Raw genomic sequence first — 23,754 nt, 5'->3', positions numbered from 1 at the left:
GGCGTAATAGAATCAAGTGATAAGTCAATTGGAGGTATATCATGACAAAAGTAGCAGTAGTATTTGCGGACGGATTTGAAGAAATCGAAGCCTTGAGCCCAGTGGATGTCTTTCGCCGAGCAGGATTTGACTGTAGCATGCTAGGACTTGAAAGTGCGTCAGTAACTGGCTCACACGGGATTCAAGTCGCTATGGATGGTGTATTTGATGGCAATTTTGCGGATTATGACTTGGTGGTCCTTCCTGGAGGTATGCCTGGCTCAACTAATCTACGCGATAACGAAACTTTGATTGCCTCTCTTCAAGAGGCTGCAAAAGCTGGAAAATATGTTGCTGCCATTTGTGCAGCACCAATTGTTCTCGAACGTGCTGGCTTGCTCGAAGGGCGTAAATTCACATGTTTCCCAGGTGTTGAGGACCAAATTGCATCTGGCGAGCATCAAACTGACTTGGTGGTTGTTGATGGCAATATTGTCACTAGCCGTGGTGCCGGAACAGCCCTAGCCTTTGCCTACGCCTTGGTTGATTTGTTGGGTGGCGATGGTCAACAGTTGGCTCATACTATGATTTACGACAGATTGTTCCAATAATCTTATTTTAAGACTGTTATCCAATATTCTTAACACCTATTGTTAGGAATATTGACAATTTATGTTACCCTATGAGATGATTGAGAACGTATCAAACAGAGGACCTAGTTATAGGCTGGAGAGACCTTAGCTTAGTTTTTTAAGCTTTGGTTTTTTCTTTTCTCCTTTGACATCCGTCTTGAAAACGGTTATAATAATCACAAAATAACCTTTAAATGAGTCCAGAGAGGCTTGAAAGGTCGGACAGGTGAAAAAACAGGGTTCTCCTGTGATTTTTTGTGCGACCTTGCCATGTGGCGAGGTTTTTTTGATGACATTTTGCAGTTTAGAAAGGGTTGTCATGATATTAGTTGAAGATTTAACCATTGTGAGTCAGCGTGAGATTGCACCTCGTATTTTCGAAATGGTGCTTAAGGGAGAGATGGTTGCAGATATGAAGGTTGGTCAGTTTGTCCACCTCAAGGTACCAGACCCAAGCAAGCTCCTTCGTCGTCCAATTTCCATTTCAGAGATTGACTATGACAAGAAAGAGGCAACCATTGTCTATCGAGTGGAACGCGAGGGAACAGCTATCCTTTCTAAGATGATAGCCGGTCAAACTATTGATACCATGGGTCCTCAAGGAAATGGCTTTGATATTTCCGTTATTGAGGCTGGGCAAAAAGCCCTCCTCGTTGGTGGAGGAATCGGTGTGCCGCCTTTGGTTGAGACGGCTAAGCAGTTGAAGGCTAAGGGAGTTGAAGTTGTATCAGTCATTGGTTTTGCCAATAAGGATGCTGTCATTTTGGAGGATAAACTCAGAGCTTGTGGTGAAGTCTACGTGACGACTGATGACGGTTCATACGGTATCAAGGGTTACGTTTCGACAGTTATTGATGGTTTCGACTGGACTCCAGATGCCGTGTATAGTTGCGGAGCTCCAGGCATGCTTAAATATGTCGATAGCAAGTTTGAAAACCATCCTCATGCCTATGTTTCTATGGAAGCTCGCATGGCTTGTGGTATGGGGGCTTGCTATGCCTGTGTGGTTCACGTTAAAGGAGAGTCGGACGCCAAAAATCTTCGTGTTTGCGAAGAAGGGCCAGTCTTCCCTACCGGAAAAGTCATTGTCTAGGAGGTTACCATGTCAGAGATTAAATCAGAAAATCGTTTAGCTATTAGCCTTCCAGGGCTCGACTTGAAAAATCCTATTATCCCAGCCTCAGGTTGCTTTGGTTTTGGTCAAGAGTATGCCAAGTATTATGATTTGGATAAACTAGGTTCAATCATGATTAAGGCTACGACTGCCAACCCTCGTTTTGGTAATCCAACACCCCGCGTGGCAGAAACTCCATCAGGCATGCTTAATGCCATTGGCTTGCAAAATCCAGGTGTTGATGCTGTCTTGTCTGAAAAACTCCCTTGGTTGCAGGAGCATTATCCTGAGCTTCCAATCATTGCCAATGTGGCTGGATTTTCAAACGAAGAATATGCTGAAGTCTCTCACAAGATTTCCAAAGCTAGCAACGTCAAGGCAATCGAGCTTAATATCTCGTGTCCAAACGTGGACCATGGCAATAACGGACTCCTCATCGGACAAGTCCCAGAGCTTGCCTATGCGGCAGTAAAAGCCAGTGTCTCTCACTCTGATGTGCCCGTCTATGTCAAACTGACACCAAGCGTGGCTGACATCACAAGTGTCGCCAAAGCAGTCGAAGATGCCGGTGCGACAGGATTCACCATGATTAACACCTTGGTCGGAACACGCTATGACTTGGCGACTCGTAAACCTATCATTGCCAACGGTCAAGGTGGTATGTCAGGACCAGCTGTCTTCCCAGTAGCCCTTAAACTTATTCGCCAAGTTGCTCTAGCTTCAGACCTTCCAATCATCGGAATGGGGGGTGTCGACAGTGCCGAAGCCGCTATCGAAATGTTTATCGCTGGTGCCTCAGCCATCGGTGTCGGAACAGCCAACTTCGCAGATCCCTATGCCTGTCCTAAAATCATTGATCGCCTCCCTGAAGTCATGGACAAGTACGGCATCACAACACTTGAAGACTTGCGTAAGGAAGTTAGAAGAGAGTTGTTGGGGAAATAGAATAAAAATAGCCTTTTTAAGGAATTTAACAAAGCTATAATTACTTTCATCCCCCTTTGACATTCCCATATAAAAGCGCTATAATAGAACAAATTGAACCGAACCTTTAATCGAGTCCAGAGAGGCGAGAAAGGTGTACTGAGATGCTACGGCATCACTAAAGGGTAGGAACTGCCCTATTTTCGTGCAACCTTCACTGACTGGCGGAGGTTTTTTGTGTGAAAGGATATAAGAAATGAGAGAAAATCGTCCTGTTATTGCCCTTGATTTCCCGACTTTTGAGGATGTGAAGGCTTTCCTTGCTAAGTTTCCTGCTGATGAAAAGCTCTATGTGAAGATTGGTATGGAGCTCTACTATGCTGCTGGGCCTGAGATTGTGCGCTACGTTAAAGACCTTGGCCATAGTGTTTTCCTTGACCTTAAGCTTCACGATATTCCAAATACTGTGAAATCAGCTATGCGTGTCTTGTCTAACCTTGGCGTTGATATGACTAATGTGCATGCGGCTGGTGGTGTGGAAATGATGAAGGCTGCGCGTGAGGGCTTGGGAGATGGTCCAATCTTGATTGCTGTAACACAGTTGACCTCTACCTCTGAAGAGCAGATGCGTGATTTCCAAAATATCCAAACCACACTTCAAGAATCAGTGGTTCATTATGCTAAGAAGACTGCTGAAGCAGGTCTTGATGGTGTTGTCTGCTCAGCACACGAAGTAGCAAAAATCAAAGAAGCGACAAATGAAGATTTCGTTTGTTTGACACCTGGTATCCGTCCAGCAGGAGCAGCAGTTGGTGACCAAAAACGTGTCATGACACCTGCCGATGCCCGTCAAATTGGTTCAGATTACATTGTTGTTGGTCGTCCAATTACACAAGCTGACGATCCAGTAGCAGCTTATCACGACATTAAGGCCCAATGGAACGGTCAATAAATTTTCAAAAAGACCTTATTTCATAGGAAAATAGATGGAATTAGGTTATAATAAAGGGTAGAAAACGCTTTACGGAGGATAATAATTATGACATTAGCATCACAAATCGCATCTGACTTGCTCGATATCAAGGCTGTTTACCTTAAACCTGAAGAACCATTTACATGGGCATCAGGAATCAAATCACCAATCTACACAGACAACCGTATTACTTTGTCTTATCCAGAAACTCGTACCCTTATTGAAAATGGTTTTGTGGAAAAGATTAAGGAAGAATTCCCTGAAGTAGAAGTGATTGCAGGTACTGCAACTGCTGGTATTCCTCACGGTGCGATTATCGCTGACAAGATGAACCTTCCATTTGCCTACATCCGTAGCAAACCAAAAGATCACGGTGCTGGTAACCAAATCGAAGGTCGTGTGGTTAAAGGCGAAAAAATGGTTGTTGTTGAAGACTTGATTTCAACTGGTGGTTCAGTACTTGATGCTGTAGCAGCTGCAGAGCGTGAAGGGGCTGATGTTATCGGTGTTGTGGCTATCTTCACTTACGAATTGCCAAAAGCTGAGAAAAACTTCGCGGATGCTGGTGTGAAATTGGTTACTCTTTCAAACTACACTGAGTTGATCAAGGTTGCTAAAGTTCAAGGCTACATCACAGCAGATGGACTTCAACTTTTGAAGAAATTCAAAGAAAATCAAGAAACTTGGCAAGACTAATTATCAAGATTTAAGGCGGAACGTTTTAGGCGTTTCGCTTTTTTTAGTATAATTTAGGAAAAGATAAGCAGGGAGAGTATAAGATGACAATTAATGAGTGGTCAGATGCAACTACAATGGCTGAAGCCGTGCAAAATAAGACGGTCAGTCCCCGAGAACTAGTGGAGACTACCATTCGTGAAGCAGAGAGGACGAATCCTAAAATCAATGCTATCGTCAGTCAACGCTACGATAAAGCATTGAAAGAAGCAGAAGCTAGAGACTTCTCAGAGAAACCTTTTGCTGGAGTTCCGATTTTTCTAAAAGATTTAGGTCAAAAGCAAGCTGGTGAGCCGTCAACAGCGGGTTCTCGCCTATTTACAAGTTTTCATGCTAAGGAAAGCGATAATTATGTTAAGAAACTTGAGGAATTGGGCTTTATTGTTTTAGGGCGTTCTAGCACTCCTGAGTTTGGCTTCAAAAATATCAGTGATGCTCAGATTCATGGTCCTGTTAATTTGCCTGACGATGTGACACGAAATGCTGGCGGGTCAAGTGGTGGTGCGGCAGCTCTTGTGAGTTCTGGCATTTCTCCCTTGGCACCAGCTAGTGACGGTGGAGGCTCTATACGTATTCCAGCTTCCTTTAACGGTCTTATTGGTCTCAAACCTACAAGAGGACGAATTCCAGTCGGTCCTAGTTCTTTCCGTGGCTGGCAGGGAGCCTCTGTTCAGTTTGCTTTGACAAAGACTGTACGCGATACAAAACGCTTGCTCTATCACATGCAGATGTGTCAGATGGAAAGTCCCTTTATTCTACCGAAGCTTAGCAAAGTGTCTTTAGAAGAACCAGTTAGACCTTTGAAGATTGCTTTTTCAACTGTCTCTCCTATTGGTGGTAAGGTGTCAGAATCTGCTATTGCGACGACAAAAAAGGCTACTAGAGCATTGGAAAGTCTCGGACATCATGTGCATGAAATCAGCGACCAGCCCTTGAATGGGATTGAAGCTATGCGGTCTTACTACATTATGAATAGTGTGGAGACAGCAGCCATGTTTGATTCCATTGAGGCTGGTTTAGAACGGAAGATGACCTTTGAAGATATGGAGTTGATGACTTGGGCTATTTTCCAATCTGGGCAAAAGATTCCCGCTAAAATTTACTCTAAAATTCTATCCCAGTGGGATCAGTATAGCCATCAGATGGCGAAATTTCATGAGTCTTACGATATTCTTCTGACACCAACAGTTGCTGATGTGGCACCTAAGCATGGACAGTTTGCTCTCTCTGAAAACTTACAAAATCAACTCAAACATATGGCTGATTTTGACTGGCCAAAGCAACAGGAACTTATTTGGGAAATGTTTGCGGACAGCTTAGACTGGACACCTTTCACGCAACAAGCTAACCTGACGGGACAACCATCGATTTCTTTACCTGTCTATCGGGACAAGCAGGGTCTTTCACTCGGAGTTCAACTGACAGCTGCCAAGGGAAGGGAGGATCTCTTGTTACACTTGGCCCAACAAATGGAAGAACGTTCGGTTTTTAGCTAAACATTCTTTTTTTCAGTTCAATATTTTGTGAAACCCTTTCAAATAGTATAGGCTAAGATTATAAGTTTTTAACTTAACTTCATTTTTTAAGGAGACACACATAGATGAAAAAGAGATTTTTCGCCGTAGTTAGCCTAATTTTGGCTGCGGTCTTTTTGGTTGCCTGCTCGTCACAGAGTACAGGTGAGAAGAACTGGGAAAAGATTGAGAAACGTGGTAGCATCAAGGTTGCGACTGCTGGAACACTTTACCCACAAACCTACCACGATGATAAGAATAATCTGACTGGTTATGACGTTGAGATTCTCAAAGAAGTTGGAAAACGTCTTAAGTTGAAAATTGAATTCACTGAGATGGGCGTGGATGGCATGCTTACTGCTGTAAATAGTGGTCAAGTCGATATCGCCAACTACTCACTCGAAGACGACAACAAGAATGTCAAAAAATTCTTGCGTTCTGAACCATACAAGTATTCATTCACTTCTATGGTAGTTCGTGAATCAGATAACTCAGGAATTTCTTCATGGAAGGACCTTAAAGGCAAGAAAGCAGCCGGTGCTGCAAGTACTAAGTACATGAAGATTGCCAAAAAAATGGGTGCTGAACTCGTCGTCTATGACAATGTTACCAATGACGTTTATATGCAAGACTTGGTAAATGGTCGTACAGACGTTATCGTCAACGATTACTATTTGCAAAAGATGGCAGTAGCTGCTATCAAAGATAAGTACCCTGTTAAGATCAACGACGGCATCTACAGTAACCCTTACTCAACAAGCTTTACTTTCTCATTGAAGAATAAAACTCTTCAAGAAAAAGTTAATAAAGCTATCAAAGATATGAAGAAAGATGGTACCCTTACCAAGATTTCAGAGAAGTTCTTTGCTGGTCAAGACGTTACAAAGAAAACGAAAGTTGACTACACTGAGATTGACATCTCTGATGTTGAATAATATGAGCGATCCGATTGGATCGCTTATTTGCTAAAGAAATGTTTAGAAAGATAGACTTATGATTATTGATTTTTCACTGATTCTAAAAAGCATTCCCTATGTCCTATCAGGTTTGCCCTATACTTTGGGGATTTCCCTTTTAAGCTTTATGGTGGGGAATGTATTTGCCATCATCCTTGCCTTTATGCGGATGTCGCAAAAACCTTGGTTGAAATATCCTGCCCGTGTTTATATTTCCATCATGCGTGGGGTCCCTATGTTGGTCGTCCTCTTCATTCTTTACTTTGGTCTGCCTTACATTGGTGTTCAGCTGCCTGCCCTTCTTTGTGCCTTTATTGGTTTCTCATGTGTCAGTGCCGCTTATATGGCAGAGATTTTCCGTTCATCCATAGCTGCAGTAGATAAGGGGCAGTGGGAAGCCGCTCGTTCTCTTGGCCTTCCTCAGAAATCTATTATCCGTCGAATTATCTTACCTCAGGCCATGCGTATAGCAGTAGCCCCACTTGGTAATGTTATTATTGATATGGTTAAGAGTTCGTCATTAGCTGCTATGATTACAGTGCCTGACATTTTCCAAAATGCTAAGATTATCGGTGGGCGTGAGTATGACTACATGTCTATGTATATCCTAATCGCCCTTATTTACTGGACTTTGAGCTTTACTTTTGAACTGCTTCAAGGTTATCTAGAAAAACGTTTAGCTACCTATTGATTTTTGAAAAAATTGTTTGAATATCTAATAAAATGTTGAACTTTATTTAATTCTAATCTTATAAATGTGATATAATAAAAACGATTTAAAAATCAGAAAGGTATTTTGGAATGAAGAAGAAAACAGTCGTTGCAACGACCCTATCAACCCTACTTGTCTCAACTGCCATCTTGACCAATGCTGTCCAAGCTGACGAGGTAGAAACTCATGCAGCTGTAACACCACCAAGCACTGAAGTAGTAGCTACAGAGGCAACTACCAATGCGACATCTACTGGTGCTGCATCTAGCGAGTCTGCAGCACCAGTAGCTAGTTCAACATCAGTTGTTACTGTTTCAACAGCTGAAACAAGCGAAACACCAGTTGCCACAGCAAGCGAAAATGCCACTGTAGCCGCAACTCCTACAACTGAAGTCGTGACAAATGCTAGCACAAGTGCCAGCAATGACACTGTAACTGTCCTTCACACCAACGATGTTCATGGTCGCATGGTTGAAGATGATCGTAATGGGGTTATTGGTGATGCCCTTTTGTCTGGTATCGTCAATGATTCTCGTTCGAAAGGAACAACCATCGTCCTTGATGCTGGTGACTCATTCCAAGGTCTTCCAATTTCAAACAGTTCTAAGGGTGAAGACATGGCAAATGTCATGAATGCTGTTGGCTTTGATGCCATGACAGTGGGTAACCATGAGTTCGACTTTGGGCTTGACCAATTGCGTCGTTTGAGCAAACAAATCAATTTCCCAATCATCACATCTAACGTATATGTAAATGGCGTACGTCTTTTCCAACCATCTACAATCGTTGACAAAACACCTGGTCTTGATGGAGATGAAGTAGTCGTTATTGGTGTTACAACACCTGAGACAGCTACTAAGACACACCCACGAAATATTCCTGGTGTCTCTTTCACCGATCCTATTACTGAGGTTAAGGCTGTTGTTGACCAAGTGGAATCAAATGCCCGTGCCGAAGGTAAGGAATACAAGACTTATGTTGTCCTTGGTCACTTGGGGATTGATACAACAACTCCAGTTGAATGGCGTGGATCAACTTTGGCAGAAGCTCTTTCAAACTATGCACCTCTGAAAGGAAAACGTGTTCTTGTCCTTGATGGTCACTCACACACTCTCCACACAGCGACATACGGTGATAACGTCACTTACAACCAAACTGGTAGCTACCTTAACAATGTTGGCCGCGTCGTTTATAATTCTGACCGTGTCTTGTCACATGGCGTGATTTCACACGACGAAGCTAAAAAGAATTATCAAGTTAACCCAACAGTTAAAGCTATGATTGATGATATCCAAGCTAAGTACAAGGCGGATTCTTCGAAAGTCGTTATTGAAAATAGCCCTGTTAAACTTAGCGGTGACCGTATGGACGTTCGTGTTCGCGAAACTAACCTTGGTAATGTGGTCGCTGATGCTCTCTTAGATTACGGACAATCAGCCTTCACACACAAGTCTAACCTTGCCGTGACAAATGGTGGTGGTCTTCGTGAAACAATCGCCAAAGACAAACCAATCACTAAAGGTGATATCATTGCTGTGCTTCCATTTGGTAACTCAGTTGCTCAAATTCAAGTAACAGGTCAAAATATCCATGATATGTTTGTCAAATCTCTTGGTTCTATTCTCCAAGTTGACGAAAGTGGTAAAACTGTTCTGGATGAAAGTGGTCAACCTCTCCTTGAACCATCTGGTGGTTTCCTTCAAGTCTCTGGAGCTCGTGTTTACTATGACACAACTCTTCCAGCTGAAAAACGTATCTTGTCAATTGACATTTTAGATCCAGAAACTGGTGCCTATAAACCACTCAACACAAACGGAACTTACTACCTTGTAACCAACGACTTCTTGGCTGCTGGTGGTGATGGTTTCACAATGTTGGGCGGTCCTCGTGAAGAAGGTCCTTCAATGGATACCGTCTTTGCGGATTACTTGACACGTGCAGACCTTTCTAAGTATGCCGTTATCAATCCAAACTCACGTACCATTTCAATTTCAAGTGCTGATTTTGCAGCCATGAACAAGAAAGAAAATGCAGCAGATCCTACACTTAATCCATTGGCACCAGTCACTCCATCAACTATTGCTAAAGATTTAGAAACTAGCAAACCAGTCGTATCTAAAGTAGTGACGACTCCTAATGGCAAAGTATTCTTCATTTCAACAAGAAGCGAAGCACTTAAAGAAACAGAAAAAGTGACAGAAGCTTCTGCCCAAACTGAAATTCTTCCTACAACAGGTGACAAGGGCTCACACGCAGGTCTCCTTGGACTTGGTATGTTGCTAACTCTCTTTGGACTCAGTGGAAAACACAAAGGTAAAGAGAAAAACTAAGAAGTTCACAGATAAAAAAAGAGTTAACCATTTGGCTAACTTTTTTTTTGTTTTCTTCTTGTTACTATGTGTCTTACGATACTGGCTTGGTGTTTGGTCGTAATAGTGTTTAAATTGGCGGTTAAAATTGGATAGGTTATTAAAACCAACATTAGTAGCAATTTCCAAAACTGGTTTAACGCTATTACGAAGCTCCTCGCAAGCAGCATTGAGTCTTGCTTGAATGATAAATTCTGTACAAGAGGTACCTGTATGTTGCTTAAAAATCGTCATAAAGTGAGTCTTACTATACCCCATAAGCTCTGATAACTTTTCAATAGTCAGATTTTCGGCATAATGTTGATTAATATAATCAATGATTTCCCGAATCTTTTCATTCTTACGATAATGATCATCAGAAGTTTTGCGCTCTACCAAACGATAGAAGTAGAGGAGGTAAATTAATTCTTCTAGTTTTGACTTGAGAAGGAGTTCATAGTGACGATCTTTCTGACGAATCATTTTAAAAATGTCAAAGAGGAGAGCTTTGATTTCCCTATACCCCTCGTCTGACGGACTCAGGCATTGTTTAAACTTGAAATTAGAATTCTGTAAAGGCTGTAGGTAGCGTAGACTAAGCGGGTCCACCAGCGACTGCCCCAACATATCCAAATGAAAATGTAGGGTGTCCGTATGATGAGGCTGATTATCTACTGGGTGAATCGAATGAAGGCCATTCGGACGAATTAAAAAGATATCTCCAGCTTGACTGTCAAAATAGTCATAATCAATGTGATAACGAGCTGTCCCCTCATAAACATACTGAATCTCAAGCTCAGGATGCCAATGGAAAAGAATATCAGGGCGTCCATTTTCAACCTTGGTTTCCGTCAGTCGAAATGGAAGCAGGTTATCGTCAAAATCTATCAAATGTTTAAAATCAGTATCAGTAGCTGTTTGACCCATCGTAAACCTTTCAAAATCATAGGATAGTACCATGATAGCATTTTCTTTCTTAAAAAGCATGAGTAAATCGTTTTATGATATTGATAGGTCATTGTTTACATAAATATATTTCTGTATTTATATTATGAACAAAAAAAGATGACAAAGCATCTTTTTACATAAATTTAGTTATGTTTATTTTCCTAGACAGAACTGACTAAATAGTTGAGTAATCAGTTCATCTGGAGCAGCATCACCAGTAATTTCACCAAGAATCTCCCAAGTACGTGTCATATCAACTTGTAACAGGTCAACAGGCATACCTAGTTCAAGACCTTGATTGACTGCTTCAAGGCTTTCGAGTGCCTTTTCAATGAGTGAAATGTGACGGGCATTTGAGAGATAAGTAGCATCTTTCTCTACTAAACCAGCATTATCAAAGAAGAGTTGATTGATGCGGTCTTCAATTTTGTCGATGTTTTCATTCTTGAGGACTGAAATCGAAATGACATCGTCAGGAAGCTCTTCCATTTGGATTGCTTGAGGAAGGTCTGTTTTATTCAGGAGAATTATGCGATTGCTGTTTTGGCTGATTTCGAGTAATGTACGATCCTGCTCAGTCAATGGTTCAGAACTATTAAGGACAAGAAGAACCAAGTCAGCCTCTTCGAGAGCTTTCTTAGAACGCTCCACACCAATCTTTTCAACAACATCGTCTGTGTCACGGATACCAGCCGTATCAATCAACTTAAGAGGAACACCTTTGATATTAACGTATTCTTCAATGACATCACGTGTTGTACCCTCAATGTCTGTAACGATTGCCTTCTCCTCACGTAGTAGATTGTTAAGAAGACTAGATTTGCCGACATTTGGACGACCAATGATTGCCGTTGAAAGACCTTCTCGTAGAATTTTTCCTCGTTTAGCAGTAGCCAGAAGATTTTCCAAGAGTGCCTGGAACTCTTGAGTCTTTTCACGGACAAGATTTGTGGTAACCTCCTCAACATCATCATACTCTGGGTAATCAATATTAACTTCGACTTGAGCCAAAGTGTTAAGGATTTCTTGGCGAGTGTTGTTAATGAGGTTCTTGAGCGAACCATCAAGTTGAGAAACGGCAACGGCCATGGCCTTATCAGTCTTAGCACGAATCAAATCCATGACAGCTTCGGCCTGGGTCAAGTCCACACGACCATTCAAGAAGGCACGTTTGGTAAATTCTCCAGGTTCGGCCATACGAGCACCAGAACGGATAAGGAGTTGAAGAATTTCATTAGTTACAGCGACACCGCCATGTGTGTTGATTTCTACGACATCCTCACGTGTAAAGGTCTTTGGTGCACGCATAACACTAACCATGACTTCATCAATGGTTTCATCATTTTCCACGATATGACCGTAATTGATAGTATGTGAAGCGACCGTTTCTAAATTTTTTCCTTTGAAAACCTTATTAGCAATCGTAACAGCATCAGTTCCAGATAAGCGAACAATACCGATAGCACCTTCACCTAAAGGTGTTGAGATGGCAGTAATCGTATCAAATTCTTTGGTAATTGACATAGTAATTCCTTTGGATTTATTCTTTACAAGTTATAAAATGATTTAATTTCATTGTAACGCAAAAGAGCAGTAGTCGCAAGGATTGGTGCCGACAAAGCCAAGAAAAAAGAGCCAAAGCTCTTTAGTTTATTTGTGGCGTTCAAAGTATGATTTGGTTTCTTTGATGATAATTGGTGATAGGACTAGGAGGGCAACCAAGTTAGGCAAAGCCATCAAACCGTTTACGATATCCGCAATTTTCCAAACAACATCAAGTGTGAGGTAACCACCAAGAGCAACCATGACTACAAAAATGAGGCGGTAGAGTGGAAGGAATTTCGTTGATTTGAAAATGAATTCGAAACAACGTTCACCGTAGTAAGACCAACCCAAGATTGTTGTAAAGGCAAAGAGAACCAAAGAAAGTGTCAAGGCAATTTCACCAAATGTACCAAAAACAGAAGAGAAGGCTGCTTGTGTCATTGGGGCACCTTCTAGGCTACCTGACCATTGACCCGTTACAAGGATGGCAAGACCAGTAAGCGTACAGATGATAATCGTATCAATGAAAGTACCTGTCATTGAAATCAAACCTTGTTCAACTGGTTCTTCGGTCTTAGCAGCAGCTGCAGCGATAGGAGCTGATCCAAGACCTGACTCATTTGAGAAGACACCACGCGCAATACCAAGTCGCATTGCAACCATGACTGTCGCACCAGCAAAACCACCCACGGCTGCTTTACCAGTAAAGGCAGATTGGAAGACCATTTCAAGGACTGGAAGAAGTTGATTAAAGTTAGTAAAGATAACCACAAGAGCTGCTAAGATATAGAGCCCAGCCATAAATGGTACGACCTTTTCAGAAACTTTAGAGATAGATTGGATACCACCAAAAATGATAGCAGCAGTGATAAGAGCAAGAATGACACTTACGATTTTTGGTGACCAGTCAAAGCTATTTTGAAGTGAAGCGGTGATTGAGTTAACTTGAGAGAAGGTACCAATCCCTAACCATGCAACAAGCACACCTGCAAAGGCAAAGAAGTAGGCCAAAGGTTTAGCAATTGTTTGCCATTTTCCAGAAAAACCGTGTGTGATGTAATACATTGGACCACCAGAGACATTACCTTGGTCGTCAAGTGTACGGAATTTAATAGCCAAAAGACCTTCGGAATATTTGGTTGCCATACCAAAGAAAGCTGCAATCCACATCCAGAAAAGGGCACCAGGTCCACCAGTTTTGATGGCAGTAGCCACACCGACAATGTTACCTGTACCGACAGTTGCAGCTAGAGCCGTTGCAAGGGCTGCAAAACTAGAAATATCACCTTCCCCTTTATCCTCAGCAAAGATAAGTTTAAAAGCTTTAGGAAGACGAAGTACTTGCAAAAGACCAAGACGAATTGTAAGGTAAACCCCAGTTCCTACAAGAAGGACCAGAAGGGGAGGGCCCCAGACAAAATCATCAATGGTAGTAAAAAAAGTCTAACATAAATTTACAATCTCCTTTAACCGAGACGTCAAAAAAGAGGTTTGGCTTAACCAGACCTCTGAGAATACAAAGCTATTACTACAAGTTAAAAAACTTGCGATGCTTTCTGTCCTTTTACCTGAGAGTTTCGGTTGTTACCCCTTGCCCCTTCGGTGTCTTGTTTACAGCTAAGGCTGCTTCAAGATCTCTCCAGAAGTCCGTCAATCACCAGTCATCCTGATGACATCACTCGGTTCTTATTTTATTGTGATTCTATCTTATCGAAAAAACCGAACAGTGTCAACACTAATTTTCATAAAAAGTATAAAAATCCGAATATTATTCTTTAGCATGTCTTCCTCCAAAGCTAGAAAAATCTAGGAATATCATTAATCTTAAGCAAAGTACTTCCAAATAAAAACAAACAATTATTTTCTAAAGTTATTTCATATGCATTATGAATAGAATCTGCATTTTCATCCAAAAAATGATAAAATAATAGAGCTTATTTTTGAGAATGGAGAATATGATGAACCCATTATTAACTGGTATGAATGACAAACAGGCTGAAGCCGTCCAAACGACTGAGGGGCCTTTATTGATTATGGCTGGTGCAGGATCTGGGAAGACGCGTGTGCTTACCCACCGCATTGCCTACCTCATTGACGAAAAAATGATTAATCCCTGGAATATCCTAGCCATTACCTTTACCAATAAGGCTGCTCGTGAGATGCGTGAGCGTGCCATGGCTTTAAATCCAGCAACTTCAGAAACCTTGATTGCGACCTTCCATAGTATGTGCGTGCGAATTCTTCGTCGGGAAGCGGACCATATTGGCTACAATCGAAACTTTACTATCGTAGATCCTGGTGAACAACGTACTTTGATGAAACGTATTCTCAAGAATCTTAACCTCGATCCTAAGAAGTGGAATGAACGTGCCATCTTAGGGACGATTTCCAACGCCAAAAATGATCTATTGGATGAAGTGGCCTATGAGCACCAGGCCGGTGATATGTACACCCAAATTGTTGCTAAATGTTATAAGGCCTATCAAGAAGAGCTACGTCGTAGTGAAGCTATGGATTTTGACGATTTAATTATGATGACTTTGCGTCTCTTTGACAAAAATCCTGATGTCCTCGCCTATTATCAGCAGCGTTATCAGTACATTCACGTGGATGAGTACCAAGATACCAATCATGCTCAGTATCAGTTGGTAAAACTCTTGGCATCTCGCTTCAAGAATATCTGTGTCGTAGGTGATGCGGACCAATCAATCTACGGTTGGCGTGGGGCTGATATGCAGAACATCCTTGATTTTGAGAAGGACTATCCTGAAGCCAAGGTGGTTCTCTTGGAAGAAAACTACCGTTCAACCAAGAAGATTCTCCAGGCAGCCAACGAAGTTATCAAGAACAACCGAAACCGCCGTCCAAAGAAACTTTGGACTCAAAATGACGACGGTGAACAAATCGTTTATTACCGTGCTAATGACGAGCGTGATGAAGCTGTTTTTGTTGCTTCAACTATTGATAACATCATTCGTGAAGAAGGTAAGAACTTCAAGGATTTCGCTGTACTTTACCGTACCAATGCTCAGTCTCGTACTATTGAAGAAGCCTTGCTCAAGTCAAATATTCCTTATACCATGGTTGGTGGTACCAAGTTCTATAGCCGTAAAGAAATCCGTGATGTCATTTCTTACTTAAACTTGATTGCCAATCCTGCGGATAATATTAGCTTTGAACGTGTGGTTAATGAACCTAAACGTGGAGTTGGGCCTGGTACGCTTGAAAAGATTCGTACCTTTGCCTATGAGCAAAACATGAGTCTCCTAGATGCATCAGCTAATATAATGTTGTCACCAATCAAGGGGAAAGCGGCTCAGGGCGTTTACGATTTTGCTAACATGATTCTGAACCTACGTGACCAGCTAGATGGGCTAAGCATCACTGAAGCTGTAGAAACAGTTTTAGATAAGTCTGGTTATCTGGATGCTCTTTCTATGCAACAAACACTTGAAAGTCAAGCACGCATTGAAAATATCGAAGAGTTCATGTCTGTTACTAAGAATTTTGATGAAACCAACACCGATGGTACGGAAGACGAGACTGGCATTGACCGTTTAGGTCGTTTCTTGAACGATCTAGCTTTGATTGCTGATACGGACGATGGTGATATGGAAGCAGCAGAAGTAACCTTGATGACCCTCCATGCTGCTAAAGGACTTGAATTCCCAGTTGTCTTTCTTATTGGTATGGAAGAGGGGGTCTTCCCTTTGTCTCGTGCCTCAGAAGATCCAGAAGAACTCGAAGAAGAGCGTCGCTTAGCTTACGTAGGTATTACCCGTGCTGAAGAGATTCTTTTCCTTACGAACGCTAATACGCGTACGCTTTTTGGTAAGACTAGCTATAATCGTCCTAGCCGTTTCTTGCGTGAAATTTCAGATGATTTATTACAATATCAAGGTCTAGCACGCCCAGCCAATTCATCATTTGGTGTTCGTTTTACAAAGGAAGAGCCTACACAATTTGGTCAAGGCATGAGTTTACAACAAGCGCTTCAGACCAGAAAAGCAAATGCACAACCTCAAAGACATACGGGCGCTCAGCCATTTTCAAAAGCTACTGGCGGACTACCTTTTGGCAAGACTTCAGACTCTGGGAATTCAGCTACTGACTGGGAAATCGGAGATATCGCTCACCACAAGAAGTGGGGAGATGGGACCGTCCTAGAAGTAACTGGAAGTGGCAAGACACAAGAACTTAAGATCAAATTCCCAGAAGTTGGACTTAAAAAAGTTTTGGCAAGCGTAGCACCGATTGAGAAGAAATAGAAAGGGACCGAAAGGTCCTTTTAATAAGCCTTCCCTATCACATTGATAAAAAATTTCTATTAGACAGCTAGCTTTTATGGGTGTAGAATGAAGGCAACTTTTGTTTTGGAGGACACCCATATGTCACGAGAATTTTCATTTGAAACCTTACAATTACACGCTGGACAAACACCTGATAAGGAAACAAAATCACGTGCGGTTCCAATTTACCAAACGACTTCATATGTCTTTGACGATGCTCAAGAAGGTGAAGATCTCTTTGCCCTTAGAAAACCGGGTAATATTTACACACGTATTACCAATCCAACAGTAGCAGTACTTGAAGAACGTATCGCAGCCCTCGAAGGTGGTGTTGGTGCCTTGGCTACGGCTTCAGGTATGGCTGCAATCACCTATGCGGTCCTTGGTTTGGCACATGCTGGCGATCATGTTGTTGCTGCGACAACACTCTACGGTGGAACATTCAATCTCTTAAAAGAAACTCTTCCACGCTATGGTGTCACAACAACTTTTGTAGATGTTGACAATCCTGAAGAAATTGAAGCTGCTATCAAAGATAATACCAAACTAGTCTTGATTGAGTCTTTGGGTAATCCGCTCATCAACATTCCTGATTTTGAAAAGATTGCTGAAATTGCTCACAGTCATAAGATTCCATTGGTTGCTGACAATACTTTTGGTACTCCATATCTCATCAATGTTATCTCCCATGGTGTAGATATCGTAGTTCATTCTGCGACTAAGTTTATCGGTGGACATGGAACAACTATCGGTGGCCTTATCGTCGATTCTGGTAAATTTGACTGGGAAGCTTCAGGAAAATTCCCACAGTTGGTTGACGAAGACCCATCTTACCACAATATCAGCTATACACGTGATGTTGGTCCAGCAGCATTTATCACTGCTCTTCGTACACAACTTTTGCGTGATACAGGGGCTGCCTTAGCACCTTTCAATGCTTTCTTGCTTTTACAAGGACTTGAAACACTTTCACTTCGTGTCGAACGCCATGTCGAAAATGCTAAAAAAATCGTAGACTTTTTGGAAAATCATCCAAAAGTTGAAAAAGTGAACTATCCTGGATTGCCATCAAGTCCTTACTATGATTTGGCACAAAAATACTTCCCTAAAGGACCAGGTTCTATTTTCACTTTCCATGTTAAAGGTGGACAAGACGAAGCACGTACCGTTATTGATAATCTTGAAATCTTCTCAGATTTAGCTAACGTTGCTGATGCAAAATCTTTGGTGGTTCACCCTGCAACAACAACTCATCAACAATTGGCAGAAGCAGATTTGTTGGCTTGTGGTGTCACTCCAAATCAAATTCGTATCTCAGTTGGTTTGGAAAACGCAGATGATTTGATTGAAGATTTAAAACTAGCCCTTGATAAAATTTAAGTATTCTGATACTAAATATTTAAACCAGCTCTATAGCTGGTTTTTTGTTATACTATCCCTATGAAATTTGTTTTTGATTTGGATGGAACCCTATGTTTTGATGGTATGACTATGTCAAAAGAACTACAAGAGGTTCTTTTAACAGCACCAAAATACGGTCATGAGATTATTTTTGCAACAGCACGCTCTTACAGAGACTGTCTTAGTATTTTGGAGGGAGAATTGAAAAAACTGACAGTAGTTGGCTTAAACGGTGGTGAAGTCTTTCAAGATGAACTATTAGTATCTCAATACACAATACCTTCTAATGCTCTCGGAACGATTGTTAGCTACTGTGATACCTATAACCTCCCTTATTTTATTGATGATACCTTTAATTATGCTATACAAAATCCTGATCAGATTCCTTTCCTTTCAAATGTTGACCCATTAAACAAAGCAAGGATTTTGCCTGTCCAAGAACTTAATAAGCCTATTAAAGCTGTTATTCCACTTGCAGAGCATGAGGATATACGAGAAGATCTTATCTTTAATCTAAACAAACTGGAATGTTTAGACCTTACTTACCATGATATCGAAAGGTGTCTCTACATTAATCTTAAAGGTGTGACTAAGGCTAGTACTGTTTTAAACCACTTTGGTAGAGACTTTGTAGCTTTTGGAAATGACCAAAATGATATTTCTCTTTTCAAATATGCTATATATAGTGTGCAAGTTGGCGATTATCCCTATCTGAAAGACTTTGCGGACGAAGTCATTCCTGCAATTAATACAGTGATTGCTGAAAAAATTAAACTACTGTTTGAAAAGTTCTAAACAAATGCTTAGGCTTCTTGCTCTATTTGCAGTACAATAGTAAAAAAGTATTGGAGGATTAACATGCCAACATTTATTGGAAAACCAGTTACAGTAGCAGAAGACAAACAACTTCAAGTTGGAGATACCTTGCGTGACTTTAATTTGACAGCAACAGATTTGACGAAAAAATCACTTTCAGAATTCGATGGTAAGAAAAAAGTTATCTCTATCGTTCCATCAATCGATACTGGTATTTGTTCAACTCAGACACGTACCTTTAACAAGGAATTGTCAGAACTAGATGATACTGTCGTTATTACTATTTCAGTGGACCTACCATTTGCGCAAGCTCGTTGGTGTGGTGCTGAGGGCCTTGAAAATGCCATCATGCTCTCTGACTACTATGATAATAGTTTCGGTAAAGACTATGGTGTCCTTATTGAAGAATGGCACTTGTTAGCGCGTGCCGTTATAGTGGCAGACGCTGACAACAAGATTACTTATGTCGAATATTTGGACAATATCAATACTGATCCAAACTATGAAGCAGCAGTAGCAGCAGCTAAAAGCTTATAAAAAGGGGCCCAGGTCTCTTTTTTATTTTGCCTTTCTTACAGTTTTTACTTGCAAAAGTATTAGCTTCTTGCTATTATTGTATAGCAATACTCAATGTGGATAGTGAAATATAAAAAAGGAGATTCAATGTCTGAAAAAGAAAGACCTCAACTGATTATCGATTACGAAGCTAACACAGACAAACTTGTTCGTTTAGGCGATGTTGTCGATCAATTTAAAGGAAAAGCTGTCCCTGCTAAGGCAGAACCTGGCGAATTCGCTGTCATTAATCTATCGGATATGACACCCAACGGCATTGCTTACGATGACCTAAAAACATTTTCTGAGGAACGCCGCAAACTTTTACGCTTTCTCTTAGAAGATGGAGATGTGCTTATTGCATCTAAGGGAACTGTTCAAAAAAGTTGCTGTTTTCGAAGATCAGGGCAAGCGTGAAGTTGTTGCCTCATCAAATATCACAGTATTACGACCTAAGGAAAAACTCCGTGGTTTCTACATCAAGTTCTTTCTTGAGACCGAAATTGGTCGTGCCTATTTGGATTATGCTGATAAGGGAAAGGCTGTCCTCAATTTGTCGACAGCTGACCTCTTGGACATCAAAATTCCTGAAATACCGATTGTTAAACAAGATTACCAAATTGCCGCCTATTTACGTGGTCGTGCCGATTTCCATCGTAAGATGGTCCGTGCAGAGCAAGAGTGGAAAAATATCCAGCATAATGTTACAGAAGCTCTATTTGGAAATTAACCAAAAGCCAGCAAACTAGGATTTGTTGGTCTTTTTTTATTATTCTCGTGTATAATGGTAGTAGCAAATATGTTATTAGGAGGTCATTATGACTACCAACACCATAGATTTATCACAACCAGTCGCAACAATCATAAAAGAGCATCCAGAGGTTAAGGATTTACTGATTGACCTTGGTTTTAAGCCCTTGTCTAACCCAGCTATGCTAAATACTGTCGGTAAGGTAACCAGTCTAAAAGCTGGCTCCAAGTTAGCTAATATTCCCCTAGATAAAATCAAGAAAACCTTACTATTCAATGGTTATGATGTCATCGGAGACTAATATGGAAAACAATCGTATTCAAATACTCAAAGAAATTCTCCTTGATTTACACCAGGGAGCCAGTCCTGAGAGTGTTCAAGAGCGCTTCAATCAACACTTCAAGGGAGTATCTGCCCTTGAAATCTCTATGATGGAGCATGAACTTATGGCATCTGAAGATGGGGTTACCTTTGAAGATGTGATGAGCCTTTGTAATGTCCACGCTAACCTCTTTAAAGGAGCTATTGCAGATGTGGAGGTGGCAGACGCTGATCAAGAGGGCCACCCTGTCTATGTCTTTAAACAAGAGAATTTAGCCCTACGTTCAGCTATCCTACGTATTCGACGTATCATCGAAAACATTAGTAAGCCTGAAAATGAAGATTTCAAATCTGACCTACTCAATGGGCTTAGACATCAGATGTCTTTATTGGGACAATTTCATAACCATTACACACGTAAAGAAAAGCTCTTCTTTCCAATAATGGAGCGTTATGGTCATGATTCTCCTCCAAAGGTTATGTGGGGTGTAGACGATGACATCCGAAAACTTTTTAGAGCGGCAGAAGCTAAACTAAAAGAACTTCCAGATGCTGATTTAGAAGAATTTTCAAAGTCCTTCGAAGCTTTTTCAGAAGAATTTGAAGCTATGATTTTCAAGGAAGAAGCTATCTTACTGATGATTCTGCTTGAAACCTTCACGCAGGATGATTGGCTTTCAATTGCCGAAGAAAGTGATGCCTATGGCTATGCAATTATAAAACCTACAGCCGTCTGGCAACCTAAGCGTGAGCGTTTTGAGGAAGACAATACGGAAACATCGCAAGAACAGTCAGGTCTGAGCACTGACGCACATACGGGCAATACCCGAATTATTGAAACCCCAGAAGGGCAATTCACCATCAGCTTCACCCCAAAACCAAAAACTGAAACTGTCGTAGATAGAGAAACAACGCAACCTTTTGGCAATGGTTATCTTTCTGTGGAGCAGGCTAATCTCATTCTCAACCACCTTCCTTTGGAAATCACTTTCGTTAATAAAGATGATATTTTCCAATACTATAATGACAATGTTCCGGCGAATGAAATGGTTTTCAAACGAACACCGAGCCAAATTGGACGTAATGTGGAACTTTGTCATCCGCCAAAAGTCCTTGATAAGGTCAAGAAAATCTTTAACTTACTTAGAAGTGGTGAGCGCGATCAAGTCCCAATGTGGTTCAAATCTGAACGTTTAGGAAAATTCGTCTATGTTACCTATGCAGCTGTCAGGGATGACAAGGGAGACTTTCAGGGCGTCTTAGAGTATGTACAAGATATTAAACCTTTCTTTGAACTAGAAAGCGATCTTAAAAGAGATATTGATTAAAAAGCTAGTAGTCTTGCAATTGCTTATGACTATAATACTCAAGAGGTTAGAGACTTTGCTCTCTGCCTCTTTATGTTTCTACCTAGCTCTTTAGGATGGCTTTTGATATAATTAAAAGTATGATTTCAGGAATTATTAATCTAAAAAAAGAGGCTGGAATGACCAGTCATGATGCAGTATTTAAACTACGCAAAATATTACAAGAGAAAAAAATCGGACATGGTGGTACCCTTGATCCAGATGTTACTGGTGTCCTACCTATAGCAGTTGGAAAAGCGACTCGTGTCATTGAATACATGACTGAAGCAGGGAAAGTCTATGAGGGAGAAATTACCATTGGTTTTTCAACAACGACCGAGGATGCAAGTGGTGAAGTCGTCCAAACTACTCCGATAAGGGAGCTAGACGAAGAAACCGTTGACAAAGCAATGGCTAGTTTCGAGGGAGAAATCACACAAATTCCTCCCATGTACTCAGCGGTTAAGGTCAACGGGAAAAAACTTTATGAGTATGCACGCGCTGGACAAGAAGTAGAACGTCCACAACGTCAAGTGACAATTACCGAATTTGTCCGTACCTCACCTATTGAGATAGAAAATGGTACTGCAAGATTTACCTTCCGTGTTGCTTGTAGTAAGGGAACCTATGTCCGTACCTTATCTGTCGACTTGGGGGCAAAACTCGGCTACGCTAGTCATATGTCTGCTCTTCGCCGAACTGCTTCAGCAGGCCTAACCTTAGATGAAGCACTAACCCTCTCACAAATTTCAGAAATGGTAGAAGCAGGAGACCAATCCTTCCTCCTTCCTATCGAATTTGGCGTTCAGGATCTCCCAGCTGTACAAGTCACTGATGATGATGCCAAAGAAATCTCATTTGGTCGCTTCATTTCCATAGACAGTCAAGAACCCTTAGTCGCCGCTTTTTTGGGTGACAAAGTTCTAGCTATCATGGAAAAACGAGGTCAAGTTTATAAACCTAGAAAAGTATTAAGTCAATGAAAGTAACGTCTATTAACGATTATAAAGATATCCATCAGGAAAAGGAAACAGTCCTGGTCCTAGGCTATTTCGATGCGCTCCACCGTGGTCACAAGGTTCTTTTTGATAAGGCTCGTCAGATTGCTAATGAGAAAGAGCTTGAGGTAGCTGTTCTTACCTTTAATGAGAGTCCTCAGCTAACTTTCCAACGCTTTACGGATGATTTACTTCTTCATATCACAGCACCTCAGAGACGGTGTGAACTTTTTGAAGCCTATGGTACAGATCAGCTTTATTTGACAGATTTTAATAGTGATTTTGCTAGAACAAGTTCAGACGACTTTATCGCTCGCTATATTAAGCGTTTAAAAGCGCAAGAAGTTGTGGTTGGCTTTGACTACAAGTTTGGACACCATCGCACTGATGCAGATTATCTTGCCCGTAATTTTTCAGGTACCGTCCATGTGATTGAGGAGCAGCAGAGTGATGGCGAAAAAATTTCATCAACACGTGTGCGCCAATTAATTCGGGAAGGTAAGGTTAAAGAAGCTAATCATCTTTTAGGACATGAATTCTCTACACGTGGCATCGTGGTACACGGTGATGCGCGTGGGCGTACCATTGGATTTCCAACAGCTAATTTAGCACCTATCGATAGAACCTACCTCCCTGCTGATGGTGTCTATGTGGCCGATGTTGTGATTGATGGCAAACGTTATCGCTCGATGACTAGCCTAGGAAAAAATGTCACCTTTGGTGGTACAGAGTTACGTCTTGAAGCTAATATCTTTGATTTTGAAGGTGACATCTATGGAAAAACAATTGAAGTATACTGGCTAGATTATATTCGTGACATGATTAAGTTCAATAATATAGACGAACTATGCGCTCAACTGGAAGCCGATAAAAAAATCGCGGAAAAATTTTAAGAAA

The 23,754-nt window shown here is 41.2% G+C and carries 20 protein-coding genes, 1 pseudogene and 1 riboswitch; of the genes and pseudogenes, 18 read left to right on the top strand and 3 right to left on the bottom strand.

The features are described from left to right. Nucleotides 1-41 precede the first annotated feature (41 nt). From SSAL8618_RS05585 to nt5e, 9 genes are all read left to right on the top strand, one after another. Nucleotides 42-590 (top strand): DJ-1 family glyoxalase III, encoded by a 549-nt coding sequence (locus SSAL8618_RS05585; protein WP_038676062.1) that lies wholly within the window; start codon nucleotides 42-44, stop codon nucleotides 588-590. 340 nt (nucleotides 591-930) lie between these two features. After that, nucleotides 931-1,704, top strand: a complete 774-nt coding sequence (locus SSAL8618_RS05575; RefSeq protein WP_038676058.1) for a dihydroorotate dehydrogenase electron transfer subunit — start codon at nucleotides 931-933, stop codon at nucleotides 1,702-1,704. 9 nt (nucleotides 1,705-1,713) lie between these two features. Next, nucleotides 1,714-2,670, top strand: a complete 957-nt coding sequence (locus SSAL8618_RS05570) for a dihydroorotate dehydrogenase (protein WP_038676056.1) — start codon at nucleotides 1,714-1,716, stop codon at nucleotides 2,668-2,670. Between the two features lie 235 nt (nucleotides 2,671-2,905). After that, nucleotides 2,906-3,601, top strand: coding sequence for an orotidine-5'-phosphate decarboxylase (gene pyrF / locus SSAL8618_RS05565; RefSeq protein ID WP_038676053.1), 696 nt, complete (start codon nucleotides 2,906-2,908; stop codon nucleotides 3,599-3,601). A gap of 87 nt (nucleotides 3,602-3,688) precedes the next feature. Then, nucleotides 3,689-4,318 (top strand): orotate phosphoribosyltransferase, encoded by a 630-nt coding sequence (pyrE, locus tag SSAL8618_RS05560; protein WP_004182503.1) that lies wholly within the window; start codon nucleotides 3,689-3,691, stop codon nucleotides 4,316-4,318. Between the two features lie 83 nt (nucleotides 4,319-4,401). Next, nucleotides 4,402-5,853 carry an amidase gene (locus SSAL8618_RS05555; RefSeq protein WP_038676051.1) on the top strand — a complete coding sequence of 484 codons (1,452 nt, stop codon included), beginning with the start codon at nucleotides 4,402-4,404 and terminating at the stop codon, nucleotides 5,851-5,853. Between the two features lie 104 nt (nucleotides 5,854-5,957). Further along, nucleotides 5,958-6,806, top strand: a complete 849-nt coding sequence (locus SSAL8618_RS05550; RefSeq protein WP_038676049.1) for a transporter substrate-binding domain-containing protein — start codon at nucleotides 5,958-5,960, stop codon at nucleotides 6,804-6,806. 58 nt (nucleotides 6,807-6,864) lie between these two features. Continuing rightward, the gene (locus SSAL8618_RS05545) at nucleotides 6,865-7,518 is read left to right on the top strand and encodes an amino acid ABC transporter permease (RefSeq protein ID WP_038676047.1); all 654 of its coding nucleotides are present in this window, start codon (nucleotides 6,865-6,867) and stop codon (nucleotides 7,516-7,518) included. A 110-nt stretch (nucleotides 7,519-7,628) separates the two neighbouring features. Then, nucleotides 7,629-9,869, top strand: coding sequence for a cell surface ecto-5'-nucleotidase Nt5e (nt5e, locus tag SSAL8618_RS05540; protein WP_038676046.1), 2,241 nt, complete (start codon nucleotides 7,629-7,631; stop codon nucleotides 9,867-9,869). Here nt5e and SSAL8618_RS05535 read toward each other — a convergent pair. From SSAL8618_RS05535 to SSAL8618_RS05525, 3 genes are all read right to left on the bottom strand, one after another. Further along, nucleotides 9,819-10,814, bottom strand: a complete 996-nt coding sequence (locus tag SSAL8618_RS05535; protein ID WP_503328311.1) for an AraC family transcriptional regulator — start codon at nucleotides 10,812-10,814, stop codon at nucleotides 9,819-9,821. The two genes, nt5e and SSAL8618_RS05535, sit on opposite strands and share 51 nt — an antisense overlap. A gap of 174 nt (nucleotides 10,815-10,988) precedes the next feature. Continuing rightward, nucleotides 10,989-12,359 (bottom strand): tRNA uridine-5-carboxymethylaminomethyl(34) synthesis GTPase MnmE, encoded by a 1,371-nt coding sequence (mnmE, locus tag SSAL8618_RS05530; RefSeq protein ID WP_038676043.1) that lies wholly within the window; start codon nucleotides 12,357-12,359, stop codon nucleotides 10,989-10,991. 126 nt (nucleotides 12,360-12,485) lie between these two features. Beyond that, nucleotides 12,486-13,808: an alanine/glycine:cation symporter family protein gene (locus tag SSAL8618_RS05525; protein WP_038676041.1), complete on the bottom strand. Its 1,323-nt coding sequence runs from the start codon at nucleotides 13,806-13,808 to the stop codon at nucleotides 12,486-12,488. A gap of 118 nt (nucleotides 13,809-13,926) precedes the next feature. Continuing rightward, nucleotides 13,927-14,033, bottom strand: a riboswitch (glycine riboswitch). A 305-nt stretch (nucleotides 14,034-14,338) separates the two neighbouring features. Between SSAL8618_RS05525 and pcrA the strand changes: the two genes are divergently transcribed. The 9 genes and pseudogenes from pcrA to SSAL8618_RS05480 all read left to right on the top strand — a co-directional run bounded on the left by pcrA (nucleotide 14,339) and on the right by SSAL8618_RS05480 (nucleotide 23,750). Further along, entirely contained in the window at nucleotides 14,339-16,648 is a 2,310-nt protein-coding gene (pcrA, locus tag SSAL8618_RS05520) for a DNA helicase PcrA (protein WP_038676039.1), read from the top strand. 120 nt (nucleotides 16,649-16,768) lie between these two features. Next, the gene (locus SSAL8618_RS05515) at nucleotides 16,769-18,049 is read left to right on the top strand and encodes an O-acetylhomoserine aminocarboxypropyltransferase/cysteine synthase family protein (RefSeq protein ID WP_002884918.1); all 1,281 of its coding nucleotides are present in this window, start codon (nucleotides 16,769-16,771) and stop codon (nucleotides 18,047-18,049) included. A 60-nt stretch (nucleotides 18,050-18,109) separates the two neighbouring features. Next, entirely contained in the window at nucleotides 18,110-18,865 is a 756-nt protein-coding gene (locus tag SSAL8618_RS05510) for an HAD hydrolase family protein (protein ID WP_038676038.1), read from the top strand. A gap of 63 nt (nucleotides 18,866-18,928) precedes the next feature. Next, nucleotides 18,929-19,423 (top strand): thiol peroxidase, encoded by a 495-nt coding sequence (tpx, locus tag SSAL8618_RS05505; RefSeq protein ID WP_038676036.1) that lies wholly within the window; start codon nucleotides 18,929-18,931, stop codon nucleotides 19,421-19,423. 126 nt (nucleotides 19,424-19,549) lie between these two features. Continuing rightward, nucleotides 19,550-20,171: pseudogene (locus SSAL8618_RS05500) on the top strand (restriction endonuclease subunit S). 88 nt (nucleotides 20,172-20,259) lie between these two features. After that, a complete protein-coding gene (locus tag SSAL8618_RS05495; RefSeq protein WP_002884869.1) occupies nucleotides 20,260-20,493 on the top strand; it encodes a DUF1858 domain-containing protein in 234 nt (77 codons plus the stop codon). A gap of 1 nt (nucleotide 20,494) precedes the next feature. Beyond that, nucleotides 20,495-21,841 carry a DUF438 domain-containing protein gene (locus tag SSAL8618_RS05490; protein WP_038676034.1) on the top strand — a complete coding sequence of 449 codons (1,347 nt, stop codon included), beginning with the start codon at nucleotides 20,495-20,497 and terminating at the stop codon, nucleotides 21,839-21,841. A gap of 119 nt (nucleotides 21,842-21,960) precedes the next feature. Next, complete coding sequence (gene truB / locus SSAL8618_RS05485) at nucleotides 21,961-22,842, top strand: tRNA pseudouridine(55) synthase TruB (protein ID WP_038676033.1); 882 nt, start codon at nucleotides 21,961-21,963, stop codon at nucleotides 22,840-22,842. Next, nucleotides 22,839-23,750, top strand: coding sequence for a bifunctional riboflavin kinase/FAD synthetase (locus tag SSAL8618_RS05480; RefSeq protein ID WP_038676031.1), 912 nt, complete (start codon nucleotides 22,839-22,841; stop codon nucleotides 23,748-23,750). The genes truB and SSAL8618_RS05480 overlap by 4 nt, the downstream gene beginning before the upstream one ends. The last annotated feature ends 4 nt before the right edge of the window (nucleotides 23,751-23,754 follow it).

Origin of the sequence: Streptococcus salivarius, assembly GCF_000785515.1 — a bacterium.
Lineage (GTDB): Bacteria > Bacillota > Bacilli > Lactobacillales > Streptococcaceae > Streptococcus > Streptococcus salivarius.
Note: the sequence above shows the minus strand (reverse complement) of the source record. Positions and strands in the feature narration are given on the sequence as shown.

What these genes read in the sequence shown, in the direction of transcription:
- nt5e (WP_038676046.1), top strand. Translation starts at nt 7,629, where the DNA reads ATGAAGAAGAAAACAGTCGTTGCAACGACCCTATCAACCCTACTTGTC.
- SSAL8618_RS05550 (WP_038676049.1), top strand. Translation starts at nt 5,958, where the DNA reads ATGAAAAAGAGATTTTTCGCCGTAGTTAGCCTAATTTTGGCTGCGGTC.
- pcrA (WP_038676039.1), top strand. Translation starts at nt 14,339, where the DNA reads ATGAACCCATTATTAACTGGTATGAATGACAAACAGGCTGAAGCCGTC.
- SSAL8618_RS05480 (WP_038676031.1), top strand. Translation starts at nt 22,839, where the DNA reads ATGAAAGTAACGTCTATTAACGATTATAAAGATATCCATCAGGAAAAG.
- pyrE (WP_004182503.1), top strand. Translation starts at nt 3,689, where the DNA reads ATGACATTAGCATCACAAATCGCATCTGACTTGCTCGATATCAAGGCT.
- SSAL8618_RS05515 (WP_002884918.1), top strand. Translation starts at nt 16,769, where the DNA reads ATGTCACGAGAATTTTCATTTGAAACCTTACAATTACACGCTGGACAA.
- SSAL8618_RS05545 (WP_038676047.1), top strand. Translation starts at nt 6,865, where the DNA reads ATGATTATTGATTTTTCACTGATTCTAAAAAGCATTCCCTATGTCCTA.
- SSAL8618_RS05510 (WP_038676038.1), top strand. Translation starts at nt 18,110, where the DNA reads ATGAAATTTGTTTTTGATTTGGATGGAACCCTATGTTTTGATGGTATG.
- SSAL8618_RS05535 (WP_503328311.1), bottom strand. Translation starts at nt 10,814, where the DNA reads ATGGGTCAAACAGCTACTGATACTGATTTTAAACATTTGATAGATTTT.
- mnmE (WP_038676043.1), bottom strand. Translation starts at nt 12,359, where the DNA reads ATGTCAATTACCAAAGAATTTGATACGATTACTGCCATCTCAACACCT.
- SSAL8618_RS05555 (WP_038676051.1), top strand. Translation starts at nt 4,402, where the DNA reads ATGACAATTAATGAGTGGTCAGATGCAACTACAATGGCTGAAGCCGTG.
- SSAL8618_RS05575 (WP_038676058.1), top strand. Translation starts at nt 931, where the DNA reads ATGATATTAGTTGAAGATTTAACCATTGTGAGTCAGCGTGAGATTGCA.
- tpx (WP_038676036.1), top strand. Translation starts at nt 18,929, where the DNA reads ATGCCAACATTTATTGGAAAACCAGTTACAGTAGCAGAAGACAAACAA.
- SSAL8618_RS05490 (WP_038676034.1), top strand. Translation starts at nt 20,495, where the DNA reads ATGGAAAACAATCGTATTCAAATACTCAAAGAAATTCTCCTTGATTTA.
- SSAL8618_RS05570 (WP_038676056.1), top strand. Translation starts at nt 1,714, where the DNA reads ATGTCAGAGATTAAATCAGAAAATCGTTTAGCTATTAGCCTTCCAGGG.
- SSAL8618_RS05585 (WP_038676062.1), top strand. Translation starts at nt 42, where the DNA reads ATGACAAAAGTAGCAGTAGTATTTGCGGACGGATTTGAAGAAATCGAA.
- pyrF (WP_038676053.1), top strand. Translation starts at nt 2,906, where the DNA reads ATGAGAGAAAATCGTCCTGTTATTGCCCTTGATTTCCCGACTTTTGAG.
- SSAL8618_RS05495 (WP_002884869.1), top strand. Translation starts at nt 20,260, where the DNA reads ATGACTACCAACACCATAGATTTATCACAACCAGTCGCAACAATCATA.
- truB (WP_038676033.1), top strand. Translation starts at nt 21,961, where the DNA reads ATGATTTCAGGAATTATTAATCTAAAAAAAGAGGCTGGAATGACCAGT.